The following is a 24,127-nucleotide window of genomic DNA, read 5'->3' on the forward strand; positions in this document are numbered from 1 at the left end:
TGGCTGGGTTGGCGTTCACTGGGGCCTCGCTCCGCTCATACGCCGCTCGCCGGGATGCCCGTGCGCTCCACCTTGCGCGGCGCGGTGATCTCCTTCCATTGCGAGAGCGCCTTGTTGACGGCCATATGCGGCTTGCGGGCGACGAACTGGCCATGGCCGGGCTTTGGTTTGACAACACCGTCCTCGACGACGATCTCGCCGCGCGACAGCACCGTCCTCGGCAGGCCGGTCAGGGCGATGCCCTCGAAGACGTTGTAGTCGATGGCGGACTGCTGCGTCTTGGCGGAGATGGTCTTCTCCGCCTTCGGGTCCCAGACGACGATGTCGGCATCCGCGCCTTCGACTATGGCGCCCTTCTGCGGGTACATGTTGAGGATCTTGGCGATGTTGGTGGAGGTGACGGCGACGAACTCGTTCATCGTCAGGCGGCCGGTGTTGACGCCGTAGGTCCACAGCACCGGCATGCGGTCCTCGAGACCGCCGGTGCCGTTGGGAATCTTTGTGAAGTCGCCGACGCCGGTGCGTTTCTGCTCGGTCGTGAAGGCGCAATGGTCGGTCGCCACCACCTGCAGCGAGCCGGCCTGGAGACCGGCCCACAGCGAATCCTGGTGCAGCTTGTTGCGGAAGGGCGGGCTCATGACGCGGCGGGCCGCATGATCCCAGTCGGCATGGGCATATTCGCTCTCGTCGAGCACCAGATGCTGGATCAGCGGCTCGCCATAGACCCGCATGCCCTTCTGGCGGGCGCGGCGGATGGCCTCGTGCGCCTGCTCGCAGGAGGTGTGCACCACATAGAGCGGGGTGCCGGCCATGTCGGCGATCATGATGGCGCGGTTGGTGGCCTCGCCTTCCACCTCGGACGGGCGCGAATAGGCGTGCGCCTCCGGCCCGTCATTGCCTTCCGCCAGGAGCCTCGCCTGAAGCTGCGCCACCACGTCGCCGTTCTCGGCGTGGACGAGGGGCAGGGCGCCCAGCTCGGCGCAGCGCTGGAACGACGAATACATCTCGTCGTCGTCGACCATCAGCGCGCCCTTGTAGGCCATGAAGTGCTTGAAGGAGGTGATGCCCTTCTCGACCACTAGCGGCATCTCGTTGAAGACCTCCTTGCCCCACCAGGTGATGGCCATGTGGAAGGAATAGTCGCAGGTGGCGCGCGTCGACTTGTTGTCCCACATCTGGATGGCCTCCAGCAGCGACTGGCCGGGCGAGGGGAGGCAGAAATCGACGACCATGGTGGTGCCGCCGGAAATCGCGGCGCGCGTGCCGCTTTCGAAATCGTCGCTCGAATAGGTGCCCATGAAGGGCATTTCGAGATGGGTGTGCGGGTCGATCCCGCCCGGCATCACGTAGCAGCCGGTGGCGTCGATCTCGTGGTCGGCATGCAGATCGTGGCCGATGCCGACGATCTTGTCATGCTTGATCAGAACGTCCGCCCGCCAGGTCCGGTCGGCGGTGACGATGGTTCCGTTTCTTATGGCTTTTGACATTCGTTTCCCCTGTCGGTGCGACTTCGTCGTCTCTTTGTTCGGTCAGGATAGCGGCAAGCGGTGCCTGGCTCAAAGCGGCACCCTGGGCCGCGTTCTGGGCAGCATTCTGGATTGCGGCCTGGGCCACACGGGCGGCCACGGCGGCGCGCCGGCGGCTCAGCCTGCCGCGCCAGCGGCGCACGTCGCCCAAGAGTTCGTCAAGCGTGCCGTAGACGGGCACCACGATGGCGAAACGGGCGGGCTTCAGGTCGCGCGAGGGTGCGCATGCGGCCTCGACGCGCTGCTGGTGGCCCGCCGGCGCCCAGATGCGGGCGAATTCGAGGAACTGGCCGATGACCTCCTGCCGCAGCAGCGCGGTGCGCTCGTAATTGGCGCGGAAGATGGCGAAGGCAGTATAGAGCGCCGTCAGCACCGAAAGGCCGAGGATCGCCAGCAGGATGTTCATGTCGCCGGTGTAGCGGCCGGACGCGAGGGCGTAGAGCCAGGCGCCGAGCGCGAAGAGGATGAAGGTCTTGGAAATGCGGAAGGCGGCCGAAACGCCCTCGATCTCGTTGTGGTATTTCGCCTCGGTGGCCTGCTCGATCTCGCGCAGCTTCTTCTTGAACTCGTAGAGGCGCTGGTTCTCCTCGTCCGTGTGCTCCTCGCCGCGCGCCTCGCGCAGGATGTCGAAGGCCGAAAGGGTGACATCGTCGACCGCCTCCCAGCCGGACAGCGGGATGATGGCCGGCGGCAGGTATTCTCCGATGCGGTTGAAGGCCACGTAGAGCAGGTGGATCGTCGTCAGGAAGAGGAAGAAGATCAGGAGAAGGGCGAAGTCGGACACGCCGAGGACATCGAAGATGGTCTGGTAGTTCTGCACGACCTGGTTCAGGAGGTCGGCGTCCGGCAGAAAACCCTCGGTGGTGCTGCCGATGTCGGTGAAGCCGGAGGCGACGTAGAAGACGACGCCGGAGACGACGAGCCTCGACGTCATGAAGTTCGAGAAGCGGATCACGCTTTGCAGAAGGCCCTCGACGTCCATCCCTGCCTCACCTGGCCATCATCGGCGCGCCTCGCGCGCGGGCGCATGCCTCATTCGACGATCTCCGCCGTCTCGACCACGGCGTGGAACAGAACGTCCGCGCCGGCCTGCGCCCACTCCCTGGAGATTTCCTCCGCCTCGTTGTGCGACAGCCCGTCGACGCAGGGGCACATGACCATGGCCGTCGGCGCCACACGGTTGATCCAGCAGGCGTCGTGGCCGGCGCCGGAAACGATGTTGCGGTGCGAGTAGCCGAGGCGTTCGGCGGCGCCGCGCACCGCCCTGACGCAGCCCTCGTCGAAGGTGACGGGATCGAAATGGCCGACGGGCTCCACCTCGAAGGCAATGTCGAGCGCGTCGCAGATCGTCGCGATGCCGGCCTCGATGCGGGCGCGCATCTCGTTCAGCACCTTTTCGCTGGGCGAGCGGATGTCGATGGTAAAGACGGCCTTGCCGGGGATGACGTTGCGCGAATTGGGATGGACCTCCACATGGCCGATCGCGCCGACGGCGTCCGGCTGGTAGTCCATCGCCACCTCGTGCACCAGCTCGGTGACGCGGGCCATGCCGAGGCCGGCATTGCGGCGCTTGGGCATGGGGGTAGAGCCGGTGTGGCTGTCGCGCCCGGTCAGCGTCACCTGCAGCCACCACAGGCCCTGGCCATGGGTGACGACGCCGATGTCGATCGCCTCGTCTTCGAGAATCGGGCCCTGCTCGATGTGCAGCTCGAAGAACGCCTTCATCCTGCGCTGGCCGACTTCCTCGTCGCCCTTCCAGCCGATGCGCTCCAGTTCGTCGCCGAAACGCTTGCCCGAGGCGTCGGTGCGGTCATAGGCCCATTCGAGGTCATGCTGACCGGCGAAGACGCCGGACGCCAGCATGGCGGGGGCGAAGCGGGTGCCCTCCTCGTTGGTCCAGTTGGTGACGACGATGGGATGCTTCGTCCTGATGCCGAGATCGTTCAGCGAGCGGATCACCTCCAGCCCACCGAGCACGCCGAGCACGCCGTCATACTTGCCGCCGGTGGGCTGGGTGTCGAGATGGCTGCCGACATAGACGGGCAGGGCGTCCGGATCGGTTCCCTCGCGGCGCGCGAACATGGTGCCCATGGCGTCGAGGCCCATTTCGAGGCCGGCCTCCTCGCACCACTTCTTGAACAGGGCGCGGCCTTCGCCATCCGCGTCGGTCAGGGTCTGGCGGTTGTTGCCGCCGGCGACGCCCGGGCCGATCCTCGCCATCTCCATCAATGAATCCCAGAGACGGTCGGCGTTGATCCTCAAGTTTTCGCCCGGTGCGGCCATCGGCAGATTTCCCCCTTCGATCCTCGTTCGGTGTGGATGCCGGCGGCGGGCGCCGGCACCGGAAAGCCCGCGGGCCTCAGTCGATCATGCGCAGCACTTCGCGGACATGATCGATCAGTTCGTCGATCTGGCCCTTCGTGATGATCAGCGGCGGCGACAGGGCGATGATGTCACCGGTGGTGCGGATCAGCAGGCCGCGCTCGAACGCCTTGATGAAGGCCGAGAAGGCGCGCTTGGTCGGCTCGCCGGCAATGCCCTCCAGTTCGATCGCGCCGACGAGGCCGATGTTGCGGATGTCGATCACATGCGGTTCGCCCTTCAGCGAGTGCAGCCCGTCGGCCCAGTGGTCGGCCAGTTCCGAGGCACGCGTGAGCAGCCCTTCCTCCTGATAGGTGTCGAGCGTGGCGAGGCCGGCCGCGCAGGCGATCGGATTGCCCGAATAGGTGTAGCCGTGGAAGAACTCGATCAGGTGTTCCGGGCCGTTCATGAAGGCGTCGTGGATCTCCTTCCTGACGAAGACCGCGCCCATCGGGATGACGCCGTTGGTGACGCCCTTGGCGGTGGTCATGATGTCGGGGACGACACCGAAATAGTCGGCCGCGAAGGGCGCGCCGAGGCGACCGAAGCCGGTGATGACCTCGTCGAAGATCAGGAGGATGCCGTGCTTGTCGCAAATCTCGCGCAGGCGCTTCAGATAGCCCTTCGGCGGGATCAGCACGCCGGTGGAACCGGCGACCGGCTCGACGATGACGGCTGCGACGGTCGAGGCATCATGCAGGGTGACGATGCGCTCCAGCTCGTCGGCCAGGTCGCCGCCATGCTCCGGCTCGCCGCGGGTGAAGGCGTTCTTGCCCGGCAGGTGGGTGTGCTGCAGATGATCGACGCCGGTCAGAAGCGTGCCGAACATCTTGCGGTTGGTGACGATGCCACCGACCGAGATGCCGCCGAAATTGACGCCGTGATAGCCGCGCTCGCGGCCGATCAGGCGGAAGCGGGATCCGTTGCCCTTCACCCGGTGATAGGCGAGCGCGATCTTCAGTGCGGTGTCGACCGATTCGGAACCGGAATTGGTGAAGAAGACATGGTCCATGCCCTCCGGCGCCATCGCCGCGAGCCGGTTGGCGAATTCGAAGACGATGGGGTGTCCCATCTGGAAGGCGGGCGCATAGTCCAGTTCGGCTGCCTGTTGCTGGATCGCCTCGGTGATCTTCGGCCGGCAATGGCCGGCATTGACGCACCACAGGCCGGACGTGCCGTCCATGATCTTGCGGCCGTCCTCGGCGGTGTAGTGCATGTCCTTCGCGGCCACCAGCATGCGCGGCGCCTGCTTGAACTGGCGGTTGGCGGTGAACGGCATCCAGAACGCGGATAAGTCGTTCGGCCTCTTGTTGAGCCTGTCGAGCATGACCAAGCTTCCCCTGATTTTTTGTTTCGCTCGGCTTGTCCCGGTCAATGCTTGGTACTTCGCGTATAGTTATGCTACGCAATTTTTGACCGTTTGGACAAACGTTAACACCGCCATGGGGGCGGTCAAGGGGATAGTAGGGGAAATGTCTCGCGCGGCGCGCATTCCACGGTGGACTAATCAGGTGGGCCAGAGCGGGCACGCGGACGGATGCCGCGCGCATGCCCTTTTCCATCCCGGAGCCGCCGCCTGATGGACAAGCAGGTTCCCCGCAAGCGCACCCGCATCCAGCGCGAGAAGCGCGAATTGATCCGCGAGGCGGCGCTGGAGGTTTTCGCGCAGCACGGGTTCCGCGGCTCGACCATCGACCAGATCGCCGAGGCGGCCGGCATGTCGAAGCCCAATCTGCTCTATTATTTCAAGAACAAGGAGGCGATCTTTGCCACCTTGATTCAACGGCTGCTGGAGAACTGGCTGGCGCCGCTCCGCGAGATGGACGAGGCCGGCGATCCGCGAACGGAAATCCGCTCCTATATCCGCCGCAAGATGGAGATGGCCCGCGACTTTCCGCGCGAGAGCAGGCTGTTCGCCAACGAGATGCTGCAGGGCGCGCCGCGCATCCTGCCGACGCTCGAGGGCGAGTTGAAGGAGCTGGTCGACGAGAAGGCGGCGGTAATCGCCCACTGGATGCGCGACGGCAGGCTGAAGAAGGCCGATCCCTATCACTTCATCTTCGCCATCTGGGCGACCACGCAGCACTATGCCGATTTCGACGTGCAGGTGCGCGCCGTGCTGGGCGAGAAACGCGGCGGCGAGGGGCGCTTCGAGGACGCGGCGCGGTTTCTTGAAGGGCTGTTCCTGGAGTAGGCGACAAGGGGCCTACAGTCTCGCCAGCTCTTCCGCGAGAATATCGTGGACGAGCCGGATGCGGGGGCTGGACTGCAGCTCTCGGTGGGTCACCAGCCAGACGGGCACGGGGATCGGCGGCATGTCCGGCAGAAGCTTGATGAGGTCCGGTGTCCGCTGGGCGATCTCGCGGAGCATCGCCGCCACGCCGATGCCGCTCTTCACCATCTCCCAGACGGCGACCGAGGAATCGGCCATGAGCCGGAAATCCTCCGCGCGCATGGGGATGCCGATGGCGCGCAGATGGGCCGAGAAGCGCTCCGTGTCGCCGAAGCCGATCAGCGCGGCCGTGGCGAGGTCGGCGACCGTCCGCGGCGGGGCGTTGCGGCCGGTCCAGTCGCGCGACGCATAGAAGCGTGCCTCGGTGTCGCGCACATGCCTGCCGACAAGGCCGGGCTGATCGGGGCGCACATGGCGGATCGCGATGTCGGCCTCCCTGCGGTGCAGGTTGCTCAGCTCGTTGGCGGCGACGAGCGCGACCGAGACGTTCGGCGCTTCGGCCCTGATGCGCGCGACGATGGGCGGCAGGATATAGGCGCAATAGGTGTCGGTGGCAGAGATTAGGACCCGCCCGCCGACCTCTTCCACCCGGCCGCTTGCCGCCAGGGCCACGGCATCGGCCGCGTCGTTCATCACGCGGATGTGGTCGAGCAGGTCCGACCCGGTCTCAGTCAGCGTCAGCCGGCGGCCGACACGCTCGAACAGCGGCACGCCTAGCTCCGCTTCGAGCGCCTGGATCTGCCGCGAAAGGGTGGGCTGCGTCAGACGGAGACGCCGCGCCGCGGCCGACAGGGAGCCGGCGGATGCGGTTTCATGAAAGGCGCGGAGGTGGTTCCAGTCCATCGTCTTCATGCATTTATGTATATAGATGCTGCAATTTTCGGCAATTTTCTTTTCTCACGCATATGTTAATCCGTGCCGGGAACGGAGCTTTTCATGATGAATGCAATGAGCGACGCCCGGTTCTGGGACCGGACTTCACGGCGGTATGCGCGTTCGGCGATTGCCGACCGGGCAGGCTACGAGCGGACGCTGGAGCGGGCGGCGGCCCTGCTCGGCGCAGACCACCGCGTTCTGGAACTCGGCTGCGGGACGGGGACGACGGCGCTCCGGCTGGCCGGGGGCGTACAATCCTATCTGGCGACGGACATCTCCCCCGGCATGATCGGCATCGCCGAGGAGCGGCGCGCCGAGGCGGGAGCCGCCCCGGCTCTTTCCTTTCGTGCGGCAACTGCGGAGGAAATCGCCGCCGAGGCCGGGCGCTTCGACGTGGTTCTGGGCTTCAACTATCTCCATCTGGTGCGGGACCTGCCGGGCACGCTGCGCAGCGTTCAGGCGCTGCTTGCGGAGGACGGCATCTTCATTTCAAAGACGCCGTGTCTCGGCGACATGAACCCGTTGCTGCGCTGGGTGCTCCTGCCGGCGATGCGGGCGCTGGGCCTTGCGCCGCACGTCACCTCGTTCCGGCTGGAGGAACTGGAGGCGCAGATGGAGGCGGCCCGATTGGAGATCCGCGCCGTCGAATGGCACGCGACGAAAGGCGGGGACGACCGCCCCTTCATCGTGGCGCGGCGCGTATCCCGCTGACGCTGGAGGGCGAGTTTAAGGCGCTGGTCGACGAAAAGGCGGCGGTCATCGCCCACTGGATGCGCGCCGGCAAATTGAAGCCGTCGGACCCGTACCACTTCATCTTCGCCATATGGGCGACGACGCAGCACTATGCCGATTTCGACGTGCAGGAGCGCGCCGTGCTGGGCGACAGGCGCGGCGGCGAGGGGCGCTTCGAGGACGCGGCGCGGTTTCTGGAAGGGCTGTGTCTGGGGTGAGGGTGGATAGCCTACCGGGACGAATTCCGGACTTATAGCGTTGTGTCTCGAGTGGCCGACCAAGCCGTCCTTCTCCCCGACATTCGGGTTGACGGCATGAAACGGGTGGCAGTGCCATCTTGGCGCAAAATATACACCCGCCTCGTCATGATCAAACGCCGAGGAAAAAATGCAGCCCATACCAGAAGACAGCCTTTCACCGATGCAGATTCTTAAAAGAATGTTCGAAGCAGAAACGTCTTTCATGGCATCGGAGAAGAAGGACATGGCAATACTGGCGAGAGCCTTTCATCCGGAGGTTGTCGTTCATGAGCCAACATCGGTCCCGTACCCCGGCGATTGGAAAGGATTGGACGGCGTTGCCGGCTTGATGCAACAAATGAGCAAAGCATACAGCAAGATGGGGGTCGAAGACCTGAATTGCTGTGGCTCTCTGAACAAACTTTACGTGTCCTGCACACTGCATCTCACGCTACGGGCAACAGGTGTGTCGATAACCCAGCCATTCACCGAGGTGCTGAGATTTGAGAACGGGCTGCTGATTGAGGCAACGCCCTTCTATTTCGATACGGCGGAGATTCAGGCCGGTCTTCTGGTCTAGCTGTGAGCTTTCAGGAGGCTGTTCGTTCGAACCGGAGTGAAATCCGGCTCAGGATTACTTCTTCCGCAAACCATTCCAATCGCGGAAGGCGGCCCCATATTAAGACGGCCTTGTTTTGCAGTTTTGCAACCAGAAGAGTCTTCAATGCGCCGCAGCTTTCTCCCGCCAGCCCTCATGCTTGCCGCTGTCCTCGCCACCCCCGCCTTCGCCGAGCAAGTCGGCGAGGTTGGCGTCGATTGGTTGGGCAACGACATCATCGTCGAGGCGATCCATGATCCGCAGGTGGAGGGTGTCACCTGCCATGTCACCTATTTCGACCGGGGCGTGATCGACCGGCTGCAGAAGGGCAATTGGTTCGAGGACCCGTCGAACTCCTCCATCTCCTGCCGCCAGACCGGGCCGATCGTCATCGGCGATATCGAGCTCGGCGAGGACGGCGAGGAGGTGTTCAAGCAGCGCCAGTCGCTTATCTGGAAGTCGGTCGTCGTCAAGCGCATCTATGACGAAAAGAACGACACGCTGATCTATCTCTCCCATGCCCGCCAGGTGCAGGACGGCTCGGCCAAGATGGCAATCTCGACCGTGCCGCTGTACGGGCAGGATGTGAACTGGACGGGCAGGGAGTAGCTGGAGACCAGCTGTTGAGGCCGGATCATCGCTGTGGCTTCGGCGGAAGATGCCCATCCAGCTTGTAGGTGCCGTCATCCATGGCGACGAGTGCCATCCCTGCATCGCCGGCCTGGGGATAGTGCTTCGATGTTGTTATGGCTTCGAGGAGCGCACGCGCCTTCTTCATGTCGATGGCGCGTGTCGCCTTGGCGGCATTCAGGCGAACCTGCATGTTGGGATGGTCGTAGAGCGCCATGAGTTGACGGCGTTGGTCTCCGGGGCGGTCACGCAGTTCGGTTTCTATGGCGACCTTCTTTCGATAGAGACGGTTGAATTTTGCGATCTCGTTGTCGAGAAGCGCTTCGTCCTGCGCAATGCCGATTGCAGCGAAGCGGTCGACCAGTTCTTCTGTGGTCAGTTTTGCGGTTGGTTGAGAATTGCTCATGGCTTGAGCACTCCATGTTTCTCAAGTGCATGCAATCCAATTTTTACTCGCTCGCCCCACGGGGCCTTTCGAAGAAACTCCCTAGGGGAAAGTCCGCCATATTCTTCGTTAGAAGTGCCGTACCACCCAGTGATCTCCCAATGCTTATAGCGTGGAATGAGCACGCGATTGTCATCTCCGTTGATCTGTTCACGAGAGAAGCCGTCCTTGTATGCCGGGGTTTGTTCGACGATGTGATGAACGTCGTAGCCAGGCAATGGAGCTTTCGCGCGCTCCTTAAGTTCGCCCAATGTCCTTGGTTTGTCGAGGTAGGAGTATATGGTTGAACCAGCTTCATTCGCCAACCAGCCCGCATTGAGGAGTATGGCGACGATCTGCGCTTGCGACAGATTGTCGATGTATCTCCCGATGTAGCGCGCAATCCGTCGGGCAACCCGGTTGCGGTCACGCGCTCTCTCTGGGCGGCGTTGTGGAATGTGGGGTCTGTCGGGCTCATGACTGGCAAGAATGATCTCTGCGCCGTCTATTGCGGTACTCCAAGTTCCTCCAGGTCGTGTCCACCGGCCTCCGAAACGATGCCCTCTTGGCACACGCGGTTGGCTGGGGTTGAAGTTGTATTTGTCCGTAAGAAGTAGTCGCAGGCGAAGGGCCTGCAATCGAAACGTGGTTTCGGCGAGTTGTGCCTTCAGCTCTGTGTGCCAACTTACCGACGTCCGCCAATTCTTCGTCAGTGATCCGTTCGTCATCGTCCCAGCCTCGTGGCATCCTCCAGTAGGATGAAGGCTGATGCCGCGAGGGGGACAAACAACGTGCCGGAATTTTCCAGATCATACGCGCGGTGATCAGAAATGACGTGGATTCAATCGATTGCCTTGGTTTCGCAGTCGGTGGGGGAGAGATGTTGTTCGGATTTATCCACGCTTATGCAGCCAATCACACATGCTCGCGCCATTCATCCGTCCAGATACGCATAGGCGCCCGTTGCCGTGAAGGCGATGCGTGTGTCGCCTTCGGCGCGCATCTCGACGCGCAGATAGGCCATGCGGCGGCCGTTCGACAGGAGATCGACGCGGATCGAGACAGGCCCCGGCTTCAGCGGCCGGATGAAATGCGTCGTCATGTCGACCGTCGTGCAGGGGCGGAAGCGGCCGTTGGCGGCGGCGATGGCCGCCACGGCGCAGGTGTCGGCGGCCGATGCCGTCGCCTGGCCGCAGATGACGCCGCCCGCATGAGCGAGATCGCGGTTCTCCGGCAGGCGGAAGTCGCCGCCCTCGGCCGTCGCCGCCAGCGCTTCGAGGCGAAGCGCGTTGATCCATGGCGCGAATACGCTCCCCAGCGTATCGCGCGCGGCGTTCAGGGCCGCAGCCGGCGTGATGGTCTCCGTCATGTCCTCTCCGATGTGTTGAATAATGTGTTACGAAATATTGCTATCTTCTGATATTTTTGTTACATATTGAGCCGGCAAGCCATAGCCATCAGCGAGCATGGAGGAGAAGCGATGTACAGCCAAGGGCTTATCGGCGCGAAGACCGAGACGACCGAGGACGAGGCCTTCCTCGCCGCCTTTCAGGCGCGCATCGACGCCGAGGAGAAGATCGAGCCGAACGATCCGATGCCGGAAGGCTATCGCCGCACGCTGATTCGCCAGATCGGCCAGCACGCGCATTCGGAGATCGTCGGCATGCTGCCGGAGGGCAACTGGATCACGCGTGCGCCGTCGCTCAGACGCAAGGCGGCGCTGCTCGCCAAGGTGCAGGACGAGGGCGGCCACGGGCTCTATCTCTATTCCGCCGCAGAGACGCTGGGCGTCTCGCGCGAAGAGATGACCGAGGAACTGCTCTCGGGCAAGGCGAAATACTCCTCCATCTTCAACTATCCGACCCTGACCTGGGCCGATATCGGCGCCATCGGCTGGCTGGTGGATGGTGCTGCGATCATGAACCAGATCCCGCTCTGTCGGTGTTCCTACGGCCCTTATGCGCGCGCCATGATCCGCGTGTGCAAGGAAGAGAGTTTTCACCAGCGCCAGGGCTACGAGATCATGATGACGCTGGCGCGCGGCACGCCCGAGCAGAAGGAGATGGCGCAGGATGCGCTGAACCGCTGGTGGTGGCCCTCGCTGATGATGTTCGGCCCGCACGATGCCGACAGCCAGCATGGCGACCAATCCATGAAGTGGAAGATCAAGCGCTTCACCAATGACGAGCTGCGCCAGAAATTCGTCGATGCGACCGTGCCGCAGGGCGAATTCATCGGCCTGACCTTTCCCGATCCCGACCTGAAGTGGAACGAGGAGAAGGGCGGCTACGATTTCGGCGCCATCGACTGGGACGAGTTCTGGCGCGTGGTGAAGGGGCATGGCCCGATGAACCGCGAGCGCATCGCGGCCCGGCAGAAGGCCTGGGACGACGGCGCCTGGGTGCGCGAGGCGGCACTTGCCCATGCGGAGAAACGGAAAGCCCGCCGTGCGGCGGCGAAGATGGCGGCGGAGTGAGCGACATGACGAAAAACCAGATCCCCCTTTGGGAAGTTTTCATCCGCCCGCGCAACGGGCTGGCGCACAAGCACTGCGGCTCGGTGCATGCCGCCGACGAGGTGATGGCGCTGCAGGCGGCGCGCGACGTCTACACGCGGCGCGGCGAGGGCACGTCCATCTGGGTCGTGCCCTCCGCCGCGATCACCGCGTCCGACCCCGAGAACAAGGACGAGAATTTCGAGCCGGCGCTGACGAAGGTCTACCGGCATCCGACCTTCTACGAGATCCCCGACGAAGTGGGGCATATGTGATGGCCGCTGCTGCTGCCGTTTCCGGCGAGGCGCTGACGGCCTTCCTGCTCAGGCTCGCCGACGATCACCTCATCATCGGCCACCGGCTCTCGGAATGGTGCGGCCATGCGCCGATGCTTGAGGAAGACCTCGCCATGCCGAACATGGCGCTCGACCTGATCGGCCAGGCGCGTACGCTCTATCAGTATGCCGGCGAGGTGGAAGGCAAGGGGCGCGACGAGGACCAGATCGCCTATGTCAGGCGCGAGCGTGACTATGTGAACTGCCTGATGGCGGAGCGCGAGAACGGCGATTTCGCCCATACGATGCTGCGCCAGCTCCATTTCGCGGCCTTCATGCAGCCCCTGTGGCAGGGCATGCTCTCGTCGCGCGACGAACGGCTGGCGGGCATCGCCGCCAAGGCGGAGAAGGAAGTCGCCTATCACATCCGCCACGCGGGCGAATGGGTGGTGCGGCTCGGCGACGGAACCGAGGAAAGCACGCGGCGGATGAAGGCGGCCGTCGAGGCGCTGGCGCCCTATGTGGACGAGCTGTTCGAGAGCGACGCGGTGACAAAAGCTATGGCCGAGGCCGGCATCGCGCCCGATCCCGCCACGCTGCGCCCGGCCTTCGATGCGATCGTCGGGCCGATCTTCGCCGAGGCGGGGCTGGCCTGGGTGGAGACGCAGCATGGCCAGACCGGCGGCCGGCAGGGCCGGCACGGCGAGGCGCTGGGTTTCCTGCTGGCGGAGCTGCAGCACATGCAGCGCACCTATCCGGGGATGATTTGGTGAGCGGGCGCGTGGAGAAGGTGGTGCCCCTTCGCACCCCCCTCTGGCCTGCCGGCCATCTCCCCCTCAAGGGGGGAGAGCGGCTGTCCGGCAGGTCAGAGGGGGGTATCAGCGCAAATCTCCGCCGGCAGCGCGCCTACCGGGCCGCCGCTTCCGTGGTCGATCCGGAAATCCCGGCCGTCACCATCGAGGATCTGGGCATCCTGCGCGGCGTCGAGATGGAGGGCGATGTCGCCGTCGCCCGCGTCACGCCGACCTATACGGGCTGCCCGGCGGTGCTTGCCATCGAGCTGGCGGTGGAAGCGGCGCTGCGCGAGGCGGGGTTCGAACCGCGCGTCGAACGCGTGATCGCGCCGGCCTGGACCACCGACTGGATCAGCGAGGAGGGGCGCGAGAAGCTGCGCGCCTACGGCATCGCGCCGCCGGCCAAGGCGTCGAACTCCATCCGCGCGCTGTTCGGCGAGACGGAGGTGACCTGCCCGCGCTGCGGTTCACCGGAGACCGCGCGCGTTTCCGAGTTCGGCTCGACGGCCTGCAAGGCGCTCTATCGCTGCGAAAGCTGCCACGAGCCTTTCGACTATTTCAAATGCATCTGAGGTGACCATGGCCCCGCGTTTCCACGATCTGAAGGTTGTCGGCATCGAGCGGCAGACGCCGGATGCGGTGGCGATCGCCTTCGAGGTGCCGGCCGATCATACCGACACCTTCGCCTTCACGCCCGGTCAGTATCTGACGCTGGCGACGGATATCGACGGTGAGGAGGCGCGGCGCTCTTACTCGATCTGTTCGGCTCCCGGGGACGCCGTCCTGCGCGTCGGGGTGAAGAAGGTCGCAGACGGCCGGTTCTCCACTTTCGTCAACGATGTGCTCTCGGTCGGTGACACGATCCGCGTGATGCCGCCGCAGGGCCGCTTCACGGCGCTGAAGGGCGAGCGGCACGACTATCTTCTGTTCGCCGCCGGGTCCGGCATCACGCCGATGCTGTCCATCGCCCGCACCGTCCTGGCGCATGAGAAGGACAGCACCATCACGCTGGTCTACGGCAACCGCTCGACCGAGACGATCATGTTCCTGGAGGAACTGAACGACCTCAAGGACCGCTATATGGGCCGTTTCACGCTGATCCACCTGCTGTCGCGGGAAGCGCAGGACGTGGACATCTTCAACGGCCGCATCGATGCCGGGCGGGTGGCTGAGCTTGCCGGCGGCGGGCTGATCGCGCCGCTGGAGGCCGACGGCGTCTTCCTGTGCGGACCGGGCGAAATGATCGACGCGGTGTCGGCATCGCTGGAGGCGATGGGCGTCGCGCGAGACCGCATCCGCTTCGAGCGCTTCACGCCGTCGGGCGAGGCTCCGGCGCCGCGCAAGGCCTCGAAGGCCGCGCGGGAGGCCGTCGAGGAAGGTGCTGCGATCGAGGTGGTGCTGGATGGCGTGCGGCGCAGCTTCGCCATGAACGATGCCGATGGCACGGTGCTCGACGCCGCGCATCGGGCCGGCATCGAGCTGCCCTATTCCTGCGCTGGCGGCATGTGCTGCACCTGCCGCTGCCGCGTGGTGGAAGGGCAGTCGGAGATGGCGGTGAATTTCTCGCTGGAGCCGTGGGAAGTGGAGGCCGGCTTCACGCTCGCCTGCCAGACCCGGCCGACGGCGCAGAAGCTGGTGCTCGATTTCGACGCTGCCTGATCAACGCAATCCAATCATGCGCCGCCCTCGATGACGCGCTCCTTCTCCCCGCAAGCGGGGAGAAGGTCCCGGTAGGGGGATGAGGGGCCTGCGCCTCGGATATCGGAAACGCGCAAACGACCAGCCGCTTCTCCAACGTTTCCTTCAGCCTCACCATCCGTCGCCCTTCGGCGAATTTGGTAGGCTCAGAACGAGGAGCGTGTGGACGAGAAGGCACATCTCAGTTCGTGCCGGTTAAAATAGGCGGCAAGCCTTCCTACGTGAAGGGAAAGGAGACCCTTATGGCACTATGGATGGCTGTCGGCATAGGCATGGGTGCAGCGATCGGCACGGCGCTTGACGATGTCGCGATGGGTATCGGCATTGGCGTGGCTGTCGGCGCCGGGATCGGCGCCGTTGCTTCGTCACGGCGCAAGGACTGAACCTCAACGCTTCTCGCGGATATCCGTCAGCGTCTTCGCAGGGGTGATGGCTTCGGGGTCGAGCTTGATCTCGATGATCGCCGGTTTGCCGCTCGCCCGGGCGCGTTCGAAGGCGCCGGCGAAATCGTCCGTCTTCTCCACCGTCTCGCCATGGCCGCCATAGGCGCGGGCCAGTTCCGCGAAATCAGGATTGCGGATCGCCGTGCCGGAAACGCGGCCGGGATATTCACGCTCCTGATGCATGCGGATCGTGCCGTAGATGCCGTTGTTCACCACCACCACAACGATCGGCAGATCGTACTGCACGGCGGTGGCGAATTCCTGGCCGTTCATCATGAAGCAGCCGTCGCCGGCGAAGGCGATCACCTCGCGCTCGGGGAAGAGCGCCTTGGCGGCCACGGCCGCCGGTGTGCCGTAGCCCATCGAACCGGAGGTCGGCGCGCCCTGCGTGGCGAAACGCCGGAAGCGGCGGAAGCGATGCACCCAGGTGGCGTAATTGCCGGCGCCATTGGTGAAGATCGCATCGTCCGGCAGGACGCTTTCCAGATGCTCCATGATCGGTCCCATCTGCACTGTCCCCGGGCCTGTCTTCGGCGGGGTAGACCAGGCGAGATAGGACTGGTGCAGCCGTTCGGTCTCCGCCGCCCAGGGGGTATCGCCTGGCGCGAGCGCGGCAAAGGCCTCGGCGAAGGCTGCCGACGATGCGTTGATGGCCAGCGTCGGGCTGTAGACACGGCCGAGCTCATTGGCGTCGGCATGCACATGCACGAGCTTCTGGTCGGGATAGGGGCTCTTGATGAGCGTGTAGTCGGAAGACGGCATCTCGCCGAAGCGGCCGCCAACGAGCAGGACGAGGTCGGCTTCCCTCACCGCTGCCGCGAGTTTCGGATTGGGGCCGATGCCCACATCGCCGGCATAGCAGGGATGCAGGTGATCGAACAGCATCTGTCGGCGGAAGGAGCAGCCTACGGGCAGGGACCAGGCTTTCGCCGCCTTCTGGAAGTCGGCGACGGCTTTCTCGTTCCATCGCGAGCCGCCGAGAATGACGAAGGGCCGTTCGGCGTCCTTCAGGAGGGCGGCGAGCGCCTCCATCTCCGCGTTGCCCGGCCGCGTCTCGACCGGTGTGAAGGGTCTGGGCGCCGGCGCATCGACGATGCTGGTGAGCATGTCCTCGGGAAGCGAGATCACCACCGGGCCGGGGCGGCCGGAGGTCGCGACCGCAAAGGCGCGCGTCAGGATCTCGGGGATCCGCGCTGCGTCGTCGATCTCGGTCGCCCATTTGGCGATCGGACCGAAGAAGGCGCGGTAATCCACCTCCTGGAACGCTTCCCGCTCGCGCGCGTGGCTCGCCACCTGGCCGATGAACAGGATCATCGGCGTCGAATCCTGCATGGCGATGTGGACGCCGGGCGAGGCGTTGGTGGCGCCGGGGCCGCGCGTCACGAAGCAGATGCCGGGCTGGCCGGTCAGCCGCCCGTGGCAGTCCGCCATCATCGCCGCGCCGCCTTCCTGGCGGCACACGATGTTGCGGATCTTCGAATCATGAAGCGCGTCGAGCACGGCCAGATAGCTTTCGCCCGGCACGCTGAAAATGCGGTCCACGCCATTGGCTTCGAGGCTGTCGACGATGAGCTGGCCGCCGGTCTTCATTCGCTGTCGTCTCCGATTTCACGCAGGATTTCTGCCGTGTGCTCGCCAAGGCGGGGGCTTGGCCGTTCATGGGAAAGCGGGGTTTCGGAAAGGGCGATGGGGGAGCGCACCGAAGGCAGCGCCGTGCCGTGCCCGTCATCCAGCGAAAGCCGCATGCTGCGCGCCTTCACCTGCGGATCGTCGAACATCTCCTCGATCGTGTTGATCGGGCTGGCCGGAACCGCGTTGGCGTCGCATTTCTCGAGGAATTCCGTCTTCTCCCGGCCGGCCAGTGCCGCAACAACGCGCTCGCGGAGCGCTGCACGGTTGGCGACACGCGCGGGGTTGGTGGCAAAGCGTTCGTCTCCGGGCAGGTCGTCGAGGCCGGCGATGTTGCAGAAGCGCTGGAACTGGCCGTCATTGCCCACGGCGAGAATGATGTGGCCGTCCTTCAGCGGCAGCACCTCGTAGGGCGCGATATTCATATGCGCATTGCCCATCTGCACAGGGCTGTTGCCGGAGATCAGATAGTTCATGTTCTGGTTCGCCAGCACCGCCACCTGGCTGTCGAGCAGCGCCATGTCGATGTGCTGGCCCTCTCCGGTCGCTTCCGCATGGCGCAGGGCCGCCTGAATGGCGATCACCGAATAGAGGCCGGTGAAGATGTCGCTGACCGCAACGCCGACCTTCTGCGGCTCGCCGCCCGGCGCGCCGGTGATCGACATCAGCCCCGACATGCCCTGAATGATGAAGTCATAGCCCGCGCGCGGCGCATAGGGGCCGGTCTGGCCGAAGCCGGTGATGGAGCAGTAGACGAGGCGGGGATTGATCGCCTTCAGGCTCTCATAGTCGAGGCCGTATTTCGCAAGGCCGCCCAGCTTGAAATTCTCGATCAGCACGTCTGCCGTGGCGATCAGCTTCTTCAGCTTCTCCGCTTCTTCGGGCCGGGAGAAGTCGAGGGCGATCGAGCGCTTGCCCCTGTTGCAGGCGTGGTAATAGGCGGCGGAAAGGTTCTCGCCGTCGGCGCCCTCGACGAAGGGCGGGCCCCATTTGCGCGTGTCGTCGCCGCCGTCGGGGTTCTCGACCTTGATCACGTCGGCGCCGAGATCGGCCAGGACCTGGCCTGCCCAGGGGCCGGCCAGAATGCGCGCCAGCTCGATGACGCGAATGCCCTTCAGGGGTGGGTTGGTCATGGTCGCCCGCAGCCCTCCAAATTCACCTGCCTTGAGGTAGCAAACGGTCCCGGCGCCTTCCAGATGCGCTCACCGCATTATTTTGGCATCAATTGATGATTTTTTCGGCCCAGGCGACAAAGTCCTCCATGGCCCGTTCGCGCCCGACCTCGTTGAGGGTTTCGTGCCGGAAATCCTCGTAGATCGTTGTTTCGAGATTCGAAAAGCCGTTCCGCCTGAGCCGTGTTTCCAGCGTGCGAATGACCTTGCCGCCCTTTGTGGAGGGATCCGCGCTGCCGGCGACCAGCATGTAGGGAAGCGACTTGCGGGCAGCCTCCAGCGCGGCATGGCCGCCGGCTTTCAGGCTGAGATCGAAAAGCGCCGTCCAGATGCCGATGGAGGAGTCCCGGCCGGAAAGGGGATCGGCGATGTACTTGTCGACCTCCGCGCAGTCGCGGGATAGCCAGTCGGACTCCGTCCGCCGCTCGGGAAAGGCGCGCGCCCAGGCGGCGAAGGTGAGCTTCGGCAGGAGCCTCGAGGGAACGTCCGAGCCGAGGCGAAACCGTTCCCATGCGAGCACCGCCTTGCCGGCCAGCGCCTCCGGCGCGGTGGCGAGCGGCGCGTTCCATATGGCGGCCCCTGCGAGGCGGTGGCCGTATCGAATCGCGAAGTTGATCGCGATCATGCCGCCCATCGAGTGGCCGAAGACGATCACCGGCAGGCCGGGATGCTCGGCGGCGATGTGGTCGTGCACGGCCGCGACGTCCGCGAGCAGCGTGTCGGCGGTCGCATCGGGGCCGATATGGCCGAGCGGCGCGCCCGGCGCCGTCGTCCTGCCATGTCCGCGATGGTCATGCGCGTAGACGTGGAAACCGCGCTGCGCCAGAAAATCGGCGAAGGCCGCATAGCGCATCGCGTGCTCCGCAACGCCGTGGTTGATCTGCACCACGCCGCGGGCGCCGGCCGGCGCCGTCCTGTGAAGCAGATGCAGCTTGGCGCCCGTCGGACTGGAAAGCGTCGTCTGATCCTCGAATCCCATGCCGCCTCACGTTGCCAGGAAAACAAGAACAGTTGTTTCAGATGCGGGCGCTGCGGGGAAGGAAATTTGCGGACGTCCGATACATCTAATTATGAAGATGCTTGAATGTGTAGCCGGCTTTCGTGCTAGCCTGACGCTTCGGGTACCGACCGGCGCCCGATTTCTTGCAACCGCACCCTGGGAGGGATTTCATGTTGACGCGTTTCGCACTCGCCTGCGCCGCCGCCATTCTCGCAATGCTGACTGTGGGTCATGCCGGAGCGAACGACCGGTATGACGTGCAGAAGGTCGTTTATCACATCAACCAGAATGGCGGCGAGGACAGCAAGTACTACAAGGGCGCGCTGCGCAACGTCCAGAACCACATCAACGCCGTCGGGCGCGACAAGATCGAGGTCAAGGTGGTGATGCACGGCAATGGCGTCGAGCTGCTGCGGGCGGCCAAGACGGATCAGGCGCTTCAGTCGGAGGTGACGAGCCTGAAGACCCAGAACGTGACCTTCCTCGTCTGCAACAACACGCTGCAGGGCCGCGACATCAATCCCGAGACCGATCTCTTCGAAGTGTTCGAGGACGAGATCGTGCCGTCGGGTGTGGCTGAACTCAGCCATCTGCAGCAGCAGGGCTATACCTACGTCAAGCCCTGAGGCTGGCCGGGCCACGATTGCCGGGCGGATCGGAAAAGGCCGGTTCGCCGCATTGCCGCCCGCGCCGGTTTCGCCTACATAGCCCGGCGACAACCGACACCAGAGCGCGGAGTTTTTCGTGGCACGCCAATTCATCTATCACATGGCCGGTCTCAACAAGGCGTATGGGGCCAAGAAGGTCCTGGAGAACGTCCATCTGTCGTTCTACCCGGACGCCAAGATCGGCATTCTGGGTCCCAACGGCGCCGGCAAGTCGACGGTGCTCAGGATCATGGCCGGCCTCGACAAGGAGTTCACCGGCGAGGCCTGGCTGGCCGAGGGCGCGACCTGCGGATACCTGCCGCAGGAGCCGCAGCTCGACCCGGCGCTGAACGTGATGGGCAACGTCATGGAAGGCGTCGCCGCGAAGACGGCGATCCTCGAGCGCTACAACGAGCTGATGATGAACTACAGCGACGAGACCGCCGACGAGGCGTCCGCGCTGCAGGACCAGATCGACAGCCAGAACCTGTGGGACCTGGAAAGCCAGGTGGAGATGGCGATGGAAGCGCTGCGCTGCCCGCCCGGCGACGCCACCATCGACAATCTGTCGGGCGGCGAGAAGCGCCGCGTGGCGCTCTGCCAGCTCCTGCTGCGCCAGCCGGACCTCCTGCTGCTGGACGAGCCGACCAACCATCTCGACGCCGAAACGACGGCATGGCTCGAAAAGCACCTGCGCGAGTATCCGGGCGCCGTGCTGATCATCACCCACGACCGCTACTTCCTCGACAATGTGACGGGCTGGATCCTCGAGCTCGACCGTGGCCGCGGCATTCCCTACGAAGGCAACTACACCGCCTATCTGGAGGCCAAGGCCAAGCGCATGGCGCAGGAAGGCCGCGAGGAGGCCTCGCGGCAGAAGGCGCTGGAACGCGAGCGCGAGTGGATGGCGGCAAGCCCGAAGGCGCGGCAGGCCAAGTCGAAGGCGCGTATCCGCGCCTATGACGAGCTGGTGCAGTCGGCGGCCGACCGCCGGCCCGGCGATGCGCAGATCATCATTCCCTCGGGCGAGCGCCTCGGCAATGTGGTGATCGAGGCGGAAGGCCTGAGCAAGGGCTATGGCGAGCGCCTGCTGATCGACGATCTGGAGTTCAAGCTGCCGCCTGGCGGTATCGTTGGCGTGATCGGCGCCAACGGCGCCGGCAAGACGACGCTGTTCCGCATGATCACCGGCCAGGAGCAGCCCGACGGCGGCGCGATCCGCGTCGGCGAGACCGTCAAGCTCGGCTATGTGGACCAGAGCCGCGACGCGCTCGATCCCAACAAGACCGTTTGGGAGGAGATTTCGGGCGGCAACGACGTCATCAAGCTCGGCAAGCACGAGGTGAACAGCCGCGCCTACTGCTCCTCGTTCAACTTCAAGGGCGGCGACCAGCAGCAGAAGGTCGGCACGTTGTCGGGCGGCCAGCGCAACCGCGTCCACATGGCCAAGCTCCTGAAGGAGGGGGGCAACGTCCTGCTGCTCGACGAACCGACCAACGACCTCGACACCGAGACGCTGGCGGCGCTCGAAGACGCGCTGGAGAATTTCGCCGGCTGCGCCGTCATCATCTCGCACGACCGCATGTTCCTCGACCGGCTGGCGACGCATATGCTGGCCTTCGAGGGCGACAGCCATGTGGAGTGGTTCGAGGGCAATTTCGAGGATTACGAGCAGGACAAGATCCGTCGCCTCGGGCCGGAGAGCGTCAATCCGAAGCGCGTGACGTACAAGAGGCTGACGCGGTAACCCGGACCGGCCTTCATCGACGTTCGTATTCTCTTAGGGTGTTACGGTTAGTATTGCGCCGTGAACGGCGTCGGCAGGGTGCTGTCTTGACTCTGCTTCCGCACGGCGTAAACCCGCACTGAGGGTCAACACGGGTAGGGACCATGTTACGGCGCACAAGCGAGCGCGAGGTTTCCGATTTCGCAATGCACCATTCGAATGCGATGACGCGCGTGTGCGTCGGCGGCCTCGGCGTCGAGATACCCGAGGCCTCGATCTCGAACGAAGAGCTGGTCGAAAGCTTCAACAGCTGGATCGATGCGGAGAACCCCGCACGCGAGGCCAGGGGCCTGCCGCCCCTGGCGAAATCCGACGCCGCTTTCATCGAACACGCGTCGGGCATCCGGCGCCGGCATATCTATGAACGCGAGGGAATTCTGGACCCGAAGCGCATGGCGCCGGTGATTCCGGCGCGGGGCGACGACGACCTGTCCGTGATGGCCGAGTTCGGCGCCGCTGCGGCGCAGAAGGCGCTCGACCATGCGGGCGTCGCGGCCAGGGATGTCGATCTCGTCATCTGCGCCTCCGCCCATCACCAGCGGCCCTATCCGGCGATCGCCATCGAGATCCAGAAGGCGCTCGGCACGGGCGGGGCAGGCTTCGACATGGGGCTGGGCTGCTCCTCGGCGCTGGCGGGCCTGCACGTGGCGACCAATCTCGTCAAGGCGGGTGCGCACCGGCGCGTGCTGGTGGTGACGCCGGAACTGATCACCGCGCATCTCAATTTCCGCGACCGGCAGACGCATTTCATCTTCGGCGACGCCTCTGTGGCGGTGCTGATCGAGGCGCTCGGCGCGAACGAGGAACGGCCGGGCCGTTTCGAGATCGTCGACACGCGCAGCTGGACGCAGTTCTCCAACAACATCCGTACCAATTTCGGCTTCATGAGCCGGCTGGCGCAGGACGATCCTTCCTATCTCGCCATGGAAGGAAACCTGATCAAGCAGAACGGCAACAAGGTGTTCAAGGACGTCACCGTCGCCGGTCACAAGTTCATCGTCGATTTCCTCGCCGAGCATGGCCATACGCCGGAAACGATGCGCCGGTTCTGGCTGCACCAGGCCAATGCGCGCATGAACGCGATGATCCTCAAGCTCGCCTTCGGCGGCGAGGTCGGCCACGACCGCGCGCCGATGGTGCTCGACCGGCTGGGCAACACGGCCGCCGCCGGCGCGATCATCGCGCTGAAGGAAAACCACGAGGACATGAAGCCGGGCGAGCATGGGCTCCTGTGCGCCTTCGGCGCCGGCTACTCCATCGGCGGGGCGCTGATGCGCATGATGTGACGGATGAATGGTGGTGGCGACGCCACCGGTCGCTCACGATTGCCGATCCGTCCAGCTCCTTGTTATCGGTGTCCATGTGGGCATCAGGTGGTTTCACCGGACCGAGAGGTGCTATAGCGCCGAGCGGATGGTCGCGTGCTTGTCGTCTTCGAACTGCTCGTAGATGTCGGCGCCGATGCGCTCATGGATTTTTTGCAGGTAGGGCTTTGCCGCGTCCGTGTAGCCCAGCGCCAGTTGCGAGCGGGCGACGGTCAGCAGCGACAGAACGGATCGCTGTGCTTCCGACCATTGCAGCGTCTCAAGCGCGATCTCGATCGCTTCCGCATAGGCTCCGGTGTCGTAAAGCGCCGCGCCATATCCGGACTTTACCCACTGCGCCAGATCTTCGCGAACGTCTCCAGAGCCGACGATCTCGGTGGCGGCACGCCATTCTTCAAGGGATTGCGCGTGCTTCGCGTCCACGCCCAATTCAATGCCGCGGTTGGCCCGGTCGAAAGCGGCCTGTTCGGTCGGTTTGAGCTCTTCATGCATCATACCGATGGTTCTCCAATATGCGTCCGCAAACGCGCGTAGATTGGATGTATGGCAGCATACTCAAAGGCTGCCAGTGGCTCCCGAAAGACACCAACGCGATCACGCATCGTCTCCGATGTCGTCCACCTCCGGATCGAGCAAGCGGGTTGCGCGCCACCTGGTCAGCACGGCATTGATCTCATCGACCACGAAATGCCGGGCCGCGTCGCGCTCGTAGCCTTCGTCGAGCAGCGCGTCGTACTGCGTGTGGACGTGCCGCACATGGCTGATCGTGGCGAGCCATACCGCGATGGCGGGGGGCAGGGTGCGCAGCTTGCGGTCGTCCACATGGGCGCGAATGGCTTCAGCATCGGCGAAGGGCACCCAGGGCAACAGCAGGGTCAGGGCCTTGTCGACGGCGCGGCGTCGGGCAGTGGAGGCGCGTTTCATGGACGGACAGGTTCCTGATTGTCTAGAGCATATTGCAGTCAGGTGGAACTACCTGACGTTCGCATAAATGCGGAAAAACAATGAGATAGAACAGTTCATTGTTTCCGTGGAACGATGAACTGTTCTAGGGCGTCCCACACTCTTTCAGATTCGCTCGCCACGCTTTATGTCCTTGTTTCATCGCATCATCCGGCGTCGAATTGATGCTGTATCGGCTGGAAACGCTCCAGCGGGGCGGGCACAGGAAAGCAGACTGGCCCGATCCGTCTTGCCAAGCAATCGGAAACGATATAAGCATATCTTTATATGTTTCAGGAGGAG

The 24,127-nt window shown here is 64.4% G+C and carries 26 protein-coding genes, 1 tRNA gene and 2 pseudogenes; 15 read left to right on the top strand and 14 right to left on the bottom strand.

Going from position 1 to position 24,127, the window contains the following annotated elements:
- Positions 1–35: 35 nt before the first annotated feature.
- The 4 genes from hydA to aptA form a co-directional block, all read right to left on the bottom strand.
- Positions 36–1,487 (bottom strand): dihydropyrimidinase, encoded by a 1,452-nt coding sequence (hydA, locus tag NA2_RS00175; RefSeq protein ID WP_008592856.1) that lies wholly within the window; start codon positions 1,485–1,487, stop codon positions 36–38.
- Complete coding sequence (locus NA2_RS00180; RefSeq protein WP_008592857.1) at positions 1,411–2,508, bottom strand: hypothetical protein; 1,098 nt, start codon at positions 2,506–2,508, stop codon at positions 1,411–1,413. Before NA2_RS00180 ends, hydA begins: the two co-directional genes overlap by 77 nt.
- Positions 2,509–2,558: 50 nt before the next feature.
- Positions 2,559–3,809, bottom strand: a complete 1,251-nt coding sequence (locus NA2_RS00185; protein ID WP_008592860.1) for a Zn-dependent hydrolase — start codon at positions 3,807–3,809, stop codon at positions 2,559–2,561.
- Between the two features lie 76 nt (positions 3,810–3,885).
- Complete coding sequence (aptA, locus tag NA2_RS00190; protein WP_008592862.1) at positions 3,886–5,214, bottom strand: omega-aminotransferase AptA; 1,329 nt, start codon at positions 5,212–5,214, stop codon at positions 3,886–3,888.
- A 252-nt stretch (positions 5,215–5,466) separates the two neighbouring features.
- On the opposite strand from aptA, the gene NA2_RS00195 reads away from it, so the two are divergent.
- The gene (locus tag NA2_RS00195; RefSeq protein ID WP_008592863.1) at positions 5,467–6,081 is read left to right on the top strand and encodes a TetR family transcriptional regulator C-terminal domain-containing protein; all 615 of its coding nucleotides are present in this window, start codon (positions 5,467–5,469) and stop codon (positions 6,079–6,081) included.
- A 12-nt stretch (positions 6,082–6,093) separates the two neighbouring features.
- Here the strand turns inward: NA2_RS00195 and NA2_RS00200 are convergent, their stop codons facing one another.
- Positions 6,094–6,972 carry a LysR family transcriptional regulator gene (locus NA2_RS00200; protein WP_008592865.1) on the bottom strand — a complete coding sequence of 293 codons (879 nt, stop codon included), beginning with the start codon at positions 6,970–6,972 and terminating at the stop codon, positions 6,094–6,096.
- Between the two features lie 87 nt (positions 6,973–7,059).
- Here NA2_RS00200 and NA2_RS00205 point away from each other — a divergent pair, with 87 nt between their 5' ends.
- From NA2_RS00205 to NA2_RS00220, 4 genes and pseudogenes are all read left to right on the top strand, one after another.
- A complete protein-coding gene (locus NA2_RS00205) occupies positions 7,060–7,707 on the top strand; it encodes a class I SAM-dependent methyltransferase (RefSeq protein WP_040676371.1) in 648 nt (215 codons plus the stop codon).
- Positions 7,686–7,946: pseudogene (locus tag NA2_RS00210) on the top strand (TetR family transcriptional regulator C-terminal domain-containing protein); the annotation flags it as partial. The gene NA2_RS00205 and the pseudogene NA2_RS00210, both read left to right, overlap by 22 nt.
- A gap of 169 nt (positions 7,947–8,115) precedes the next feature.
- Positions 8,116–8,547 (top strand): nuclear transport factor 2 family protein, encoded by a 432-nt coding sequence (locus tag NA2_RS00215; RefSeq protein WP_157188087.1) that lies wholly within the window; start codon positions 8,116–8,118, stop codon positions 8,545–8,547.
- Between the two features lie 174 nt (positions 8,548–8,721).
- Complete coding sequence (locus tag NA2_RS00220; RefSeq protein WP_244423559.1) at positions 8,722–9,174, top strand: CreA family protein; 453 nt, start codon at positions 8,722–8,724, stop codon at positions 9,172–9,174.
- A 25-nt stretch (positions 9,175–9,199) separates the two neighbouring features.
- Here the strand turns inward: NA2_RS00220 and NA2_RS00225 are convergent, their stop codons facing one another.
- The 3 genes from NA2_RS00225 to NA2_RS00235 form a co-directional block, all read right to left on the bottom strand.
- Positions 9,200–9,601 (bottom strand): DUF2019 domain-containing protein, encoded by a 402-nt coding sequence (locus NA2_RS00225; protein WP_008592874.1) that lies wholly within the window; start codon positions 9,599–9,601, stop codon positions 9,200–9,202.
- Positions 9,598–10,347: a hypothetical protein gene (locus NA2_RS21820; protein ID WP_157188088.1), complete on the bottom strand. Its 750-nt coding sequence runs from the start codon at positions 10,345–10,347 to the stop codon at positions 9,598–9,600. The genes NA2_RS00225 and NA2_RS21820 overlap by 4 nt, the downstream gene beginning before the upstream one ends.
- 206 nt (positions 10,348–10,553) lie before the next feature.
- The gene (locus NA2_RS00235; RefSeq protein WP_008592876.1) at positions 10,554–10,988 is read right to left on the bottom strand and encodes a PaaI family thioesterase; all 435 of its coding nucleotides are present in this window, start codon (positions 10,986–10,988) and stop codon (positions 10,554–10,556) included.
- A 111-nt stretch (positions 10,989–11,099) separates the two neighbouring features.
- On the opposite strand from NA2_RS00235, the gene paaA reads away from it, so the two are divergent.
- From paaA to NA2_RS22440, 4 genes and pseudogenes are all read left to right on the top strand, one after another.
- On the top strand, positions 11,100–12,095 hold the full coding sequence (gene paaA, locus NA2_RS00240; RefSeq protein ID WP_008592878.1) for a 1,2-phenylacetyl-CoA epoxidase subunit PaaA: 996 nt from the start codon (positions 11,100–11,102) through the stop codon (positions 12,093–12,095).
- 5 nt (positions 12,096–12,100) lie between these two features.
- Positions 12,101–12,388, top strand: a complete 288-nt coding sequence (paaB, locus tag NA2_RS00245) for a 1,2-phenylacetyl-CoA epoxidase subunit PaaB (RefSeq protein WP_008592880.1) — start codon at positions 12,101–12,103, stop codon at positions 12,386–12,388.
- Complete coding sequence (gene paaC, locus NA2_RS00250) at positions 12,388–13,161, top strand: 1,2-phenylacetyl-CoA epoxidase subunit PaaC (RefSeq protein ID WP_008592882.1); 774 nt, start codon at positions 12,388–12,390, stop codon at positions 13,159–13,161. Before paaB ends, paaC begins: the two co-directional genes overlap by 1 nt.
- 20 nt (positions 13,162–13,181) lie before the next feature.
- Positions 13,182–13,475, top strand: a pseudogene (locus NA2_RS22440) (iron-sulfur cluster assembly protein); the annotation flags it as partial.
- Here the strand turns inward: NA2_RS22440 and NA2_RS21830 are convergent.
- Positions 13,468–13,578, bottom strand: a tRNA-OTHER gene (locus NA2_RS21830). The pseudogene NA2_RS22440 and the gene NA2_RS21830 overlap by 8 nt on opposite strands.
- A gap of 50 nt (positions 13,579–13,628) precedes the next feature.
- Here NA2_RS21830 and NA2_RS22445 point away from each other — a divergent pair.
- From NA2_RS22445 to NA2_RS22215, 3 genes are all read left to right on the top strand, one after another.
- Complete coding sequence (locus NA2_RS22445) at positions 13,629–13,754, top strand: PaaD-like zinc ribbon domain-containing protein (protein ID WP_420798683.1); 126 nt, start codon at positions 13,629–13,631, stop codon at positions 13,752–13,754.
- Between the two features lie 7 nt (positions 13,755–13,761).
- On the top strand, positions 13,762–14,841 hold the full coding sequence (gene paaE, locus NA2_RS00260; protein ID WP_008592886.1) for a 1,2-phenylacetyl-CoA epoxidase subunit PaaE: 1,080 nt from the start codon (positions 13,762–13,764) through the stop codon (positions 14,839–14,841).
- Between the two features lie 281 nt (positions 14,842–15,122).
- On the top strand, positions 15,123–15,263 hold the full coding sequence (locus NA2_RS22215) for a hypothetical protein (protein WP_008592887.1): 141 nt from the start codon (positions 15,123–15,125) through the stop codon (positions 15,261–15,263).
- A gap of 3 nt (positions 15,264–15,266) precedes the next feature.
- Here the strand turns inward: NA2_RS22215 and NA2_RS00265 are convergent, their stop codons facing one another.
- From NA2_RS00265 to NA2_RS00275, 3 genes are all read right to left on the bottom strand, one after another.
- Positions 15,267–16,913, bottom strand: a complete 1,647-nt coding sequence (locus NA2_RS00265) for a thiamine pyrophosphate-binding protein (RefSeq protein ID WP_008592891.1) — start codon at positions 16,911–16,913, stop codon at positions 15,267–15,269.
- Positions 16,910–18,085: a CaiB/BaiF CoA transferase family protein gene (locus NA2_RS00270; protein WP_008592893.1), complete on the bottom strand. Its 1,176-nt coding sequence runs from the start codon at positions 18,083–18,085 to the stop codon at positions 16,910–16,912. Before NA2_RS00270 ends, NA2_RS00265 begins: the two co-directional genes overlap by 4 nt.
- Positions 18,086–18,173: 88 nt before the next feature.
- On the bottom strand, positions 18,174–19,103 hold the full coding sequence (locus tag NA2_RS00275; RefSeq protein ID WP_008592895.1) for an alpha/beta fold hydrolase: 930 nt from the start codon (positions 19,101–19,103) through the stop codon (positions 18,174–18,176).
- A gap of 191 nt (positions 19,104–19,294) precedes the next feature.
- On the opposite strand from NA2_RS00275, the gene NA2_RS00280 reads away from it, so the two are divergent.
- The 3 genes from NA2_RS00280 (at position 19,295) to NA2_RS00290 (ending at position 22,843) form a co-directional block, all read left to right on the top strand.
- Positions 19,295–19,750 carry a DsrE family protein gene (locus tag NA2_RS00280; protein ID WP_008592897.1) on the top strand — a complete coding sequence of 152 codons (456 nt, stop codon included), beginning with the start codon at positions 19,295–19,297 and terminating at the stop codon, positions 19,748–19,750.
- A gap of 118 nt (positions 19,751–19,868) precedes the next feature.
- On the top strand, positions 19,869–21,518 hold the full coding sequence (ettA, locus tag NA2_RS00285) for an energy-dependent translational throttle protein EttA (RefSeq protein WP_008592900.1): 1,650 nt from the start codon (positions 19,869–19,871) through the stop codon (positions 21,516–21,518).
- Between the two features lie 203 nt (positions 21,519–21,721).
- Positions 21,722–22,843: a beta-ketoacyl-ACP synthase III gene (locus NA2_RS00290; RefSeq protein ID WP_040676379.1), complete on the top strand. Its 1,122-nt coding sequence runs from the start codon at positions 21,722–21,724 to the stop codon at positions 22,841–22,843.
- A gap of 111 nt (positions 22,844–22,954) precedes the next feature.
- On the opposite strand, the gene NA2_RS00295 is transcribed toward NA2_RS00290, so the two are convergent.
- Together NA2_RS00295 and NA2_RS00300 are read right to left on the bottom strand one after the other, a co-directional pair.
- Positions 22,955–23,374 carry a hypothetical protein gene (locus tag NA2_RS00295; RefSeq protein WP_192814145.1) on the bottom strand — a complete coding sequence of 140 codons (420 nt, stop codon included), beginning with the start codon at positions 23,372–23,374 and terminating at the stop codon, positions 22,955–22,957.
- Positions 23,375–23,476: 102 nt separating this feature from the next.
- Entirely contained in the window at positions 23,477–23,806 is a 330-nt protein-coding gene (locus NA2_RS00300) for a DUF2293 domain-containing protein (protein WP_008592907.1), read from the bottom strand.
- Positions 23,807–24,127: the final 321 nt, after the last annotated feature.

The sequence above is a fragment of the Nitratireductor pacificus pht-3B genome, assembly GCF_000300335.1.
GTDB lineage: Bacteria > Pseudomonadota > Alphaproteobacteria > Rhizobiales > Rhizobiaceae > Nitratireductor > Nitratireductor pacificus.